Below are 3,586 nucleotides of genomic sequence, written 5' to 3' on the forward strand. Positions count from 1 at the left end.
CACCGGTTCCGGCAAGACAAACACCGTCTCGTGGGTCATCGAGGAGATTCAGAAACCGACGCTCGTCCTCGCACACAACAAAACCCTCGCCGCCCAGTTGTACGAGGAGTTCAAGAGCCTCTTTCCCGACAACGCGGTGGAGTATTTCGTCTCCTACTACGACTACTACCAACCCGAGGCGTACATCGAACAGACCGACACCTACATCGACAAGGACATGTCGATAAACGAGGAAATCGACCGCCTGCGCCACTCCGCGACCCGGTCGCTTCTCACCCGCGACGACGTTATCGTCGTCGCTTCGGTCTCCGCCATCTACGGTCTCGGCGACCCGAAGAACTACACCGACATGTCCCTCCGCCTCGAAGTCGGTGAGCAACTCGACCGCGACGAATTGCTCAAACGCCTCGTGGACCTCAACTACGAGCGAAACGACGTGGATTTCCGACAGGGTACGTTCCGCGTCCGCGGCGACACCGTCGAAGTGTTCCCGATGTACGGGCGTTACGCGGTCCGCGTCGAGTTCTGGGGCGACGAAATCGACCGGATGCTGAAGCTTGACCCGCTCGAAGGCGAGGTCAAGTCGTCGGAACCGGCGGTGCTCGTCCACCCGGCGGAACACTATTCGATTCCGGAAGACCAACTCGAAGGCGCTATCTCCGAAATCGAGGAACTGATGGAAGCGCGCGTGAAGCACTTCCAGCGACAGGGTGACCTCGTCGCCGCCCAACGAATCGAAGAGCGGACCACCTTCGACATCGAGATGCTGCGCGAGACGGGCCACTGCTCCGGCATCGAGAACTACTCGGTCCACCTCTCGGACCGCAAACCGGGCGATTCGCCGTACACCCTCCTCGATTACTTCCCCGACGATTTCCTCACCGTCGTCGACGAGTCGCACGTCACGCTCCCGCAGATAAAGGGCCAGTACGCGGGCGACAAATCCCGGAAGGATTCGCTCGTCGAAAACGGGTTCCGGCTCCCGACGGCCTACGACAACCGCCCGCTGACGTTCGAGGAGTTCGAGGAGAAGGTCGGCCAAGCGCTGTTCGTCTCCGCGACGCCCGGCGACTACGAGCGCGAGCACTCCGAGCAAATCGTCGAACAAATCGTTCGGCCGACGCACCTCGTTGACCCCAAAGTCGAGGTCACGGAGGCAACAGGCCAAGTAGACGACCTCATGGCCCGAATCGACGAGCGAATCGACCGCGAAGAGCGCGTCCTCGTGACCACGCTCACGAAGCGGATGGCCGAAGACCTCACCGAATACCTCGAAGAAGCCGGTGTCGACGTGGCCTATATGCACGACGAGACCGACACGCTCGAACGCCACGAACTCATTCGGTCGCTCCGCCTCGGCGATATCGACGTGCTCGTCGGAATCAACCTGCTCCGCGAAGGACTCGACATCCCGGAAGTCTCGCTCGTCGCCATCCTCGACGCCGACCAGCAGGGCTTCCTGCGCTCCGAGACCACCCTCGTCCAGACGATGGGCCGCGCCGCCCGCAACGTCAACGGCGAGGTCGTCCTCTACGCCGACGAGATGACCGATGCGATGGAGGCGGCTATCTCCGAGACGCAGCGTCGTCGTCGCATCCAACAGGAGTTCAACGAGGAACACGGCCACACACCGAAGACCATCGAAAAGGAAGTCGGCGAGACGAACCTCCCCGGAAGCAAGACCGACACCCGAGGCGTCTCGGGCGACGCTCCCGGTGATGCCGACGAAGCAGCCAAACAGATCGCGTTCCTCGAAAACCGGATGCAGGAGGCCGCCGACAATCTCGAATTCGAACTGGCCGCGGACATCCGCGACCGGATTCAGAACCTCAGACGCGAGTTTGACATCGACGCGCTCGACGACGGCGTCGCGCCGGAATACTCCGATGAGGACGACGACGGTCTCGCCCCGCCGGACGAGTTCTGACGTTCCTGCGTAGCGAACCAGTCGGTAAGCCGACGCGCGCCAGTGGCTCACTCCCGCTGAGACCCGCGAACGACTCATCTACGAGACCGAGCGGAGTCTCGTTCGGCGGGTACTTGCCCTCTCATGCGTGCCACAGTCTTCGGGTCGGAACACATGTCGCCGCTTTTTCGACGCCCGTCGGTGTGGGGAACGTACCCAAAACCTGTGTAGTCATCAAGACTTATCACCCCGACTTCGCTATGCCCGACCCACCGTGATCCGCAACTCGGCGGACGAAGCCGCAGGATACCCCGTTCACCACGCCTATCCGAACGGAGGCATTACCTGAATGACCTCCACGTCCGAGCGCTCGTCGCTCGACAGTCCGGGCGGTCGCTCGACACCGGCGCTCCCGGTGTGCGATGCGGTCCCATCTTCGGTAGTCGGTGAACACGCGCGGGTCGATTCCGCTGACGATTCGGTGTGCAGGCTATTTTCGTCGCGTCACTCCACGCGAGTAGGCGCGAACGTCACTGCGAACTGATAACAACGAGAACCATGAGCTCTCAGTCTCTCAGTCACGTCCAGAAGTCGTTCTTGAAGTACCAACACATTCTCGTGTTCATCGCACCCGTGCTGTTCCTCGCCGCTGTGTTCACCATAGCGCCGACGCCGGCCGACGCCAATATGGACTATTGGCTCCAATACTGGTGGTTGTTCCCGGTGTTCGTTACCGGAGCGACTATCGTGAACACGGTTGGAATCAGCGGGTCGGCCCTGTTCGTCCCGTTTCTCATCTTCATCTTCCCAATCTTCGCGCATCCTCTCGAACCCGCGACGTTGGTGAAGGTGGGCCTCATCAGCGAGGCGTTCGGTCTGTCGAGTTCGGCCGTCGCGTTCATCCAGTACGGACTCGTCGACCGGCGACTCGCGCTGAGTCTCGTCGCCGGGTCGATTCCGTTCGTCGTCGGAGGCGCGCTACTTTCGTTTATCATCCCGGAAGTCGTCTTCCACGCGCTGCTCGGAATCGCGCTTCTCGCGGCGTCGTACCTCCTATTCAAGACGGACCTCAGTCACGAGGAACCTGGTTCATCCGGTTCGGACCACGCGACCGCCACCGACGGCGGAACCGTCGCCGACCTGCCGAACGACCCCGGAAAGCTCGGTCCCGCGGGCGTCCACACGGCTGACGACGGAACCGTCACCCGCGTCGACCGCGAGGGCGACGACTACCGCTACACCCGCGGTGGCTACCTCCGTCGCTTCGCTAACTACAGTATCGGCGGCACGTTCCAGGGCCTCGCTGGCTTCGGTATCGGCGAACTCGGCATCATTTCGATGCTCGGAACGAAGGTCCCCGTCCGCGTTGCCATCGGTACGAACCACATCGTGGTCGCGCTGACCGCCATTCTGGCGTCGCTCGTCCACGTCTTCGGCGGCGGTCTCGTCGGCGGCCACTCGCTTTCGCTCGCCAGCACGCCGTGGAACATGGTCGTCTTCACCGTCCCCGCGACGGTTCTCGGCGGCCAAATCGCGCCCTACGTGTCGAACGCACTGGAGACTGACACCATCAAGAACTTCGTCGGCGTCCTCTTCGCGATTATCTCGCTGGCGCTATTCTTGATGGCGTTCGGTGGTTTCTAATCGGGCGGACCGCCCGTCTCGGACACACTCCGTCTG

The 3,586-nt window shown here is 62.1% G+C and carries 3 protein-coding genes; all 3 read left to right on the top strand.

The features are described 5' to 3' along the window. Positions 1 to 1,927 (top strand): excinuclease ABC subunit UvrB (gene uvrB / locus QT222_RS04465; protein WP_491476433.1); only part of this gene is annotated, 1,927 nt, incomplete at its 5' end. 328 nt (positions 1,928 to 2,255) lie between these two features. After that, a complete protein-coding gene (locus QT222_RS04470; protein WP_081603719.1) occupies positions 2,256 to 2,450 on the top strand; it encodes a hypothetical protein in 195 nt (64 codons plus the stop codon). 14 nt (positions 2,451 to 2,464) lie between these two features. Further along, on the top strand, positions 2,465 to 3,550 hold the full coding sequence (locus QT222_RS04475; protein WP_491476434.1) for a sulfite exporter TauE/SafE family protein: 1,086 nt from the start codon (positions 2,465 to 2,467) through the stop codon (positions 3,548 to 3,550). The last annotated feature ends 36 nt before the right edge of the window (positions 3,551 to 3,586 follow it).

The organism is Haloferax sp. s1, assembly GCF_058382125.1.

Excerpts from the sequence above, each read along its gene's own strand:
- QT222_RS04475 (WP_491476434.1), top strand. The coding sequence starts at position 2,465 with ATGAGCTCTCAGTCTCTCAGTCACGTCCAGAAGTCGTTCTTGAAGTAC.
- QT222_RS04470 (WP_081603719.1), top strand. The coding sequence starts at position 2,256 with ATGACCTCCACGTCCGAGCGCTCGTCGCTCGACAGTCCGGGCGGTCGC.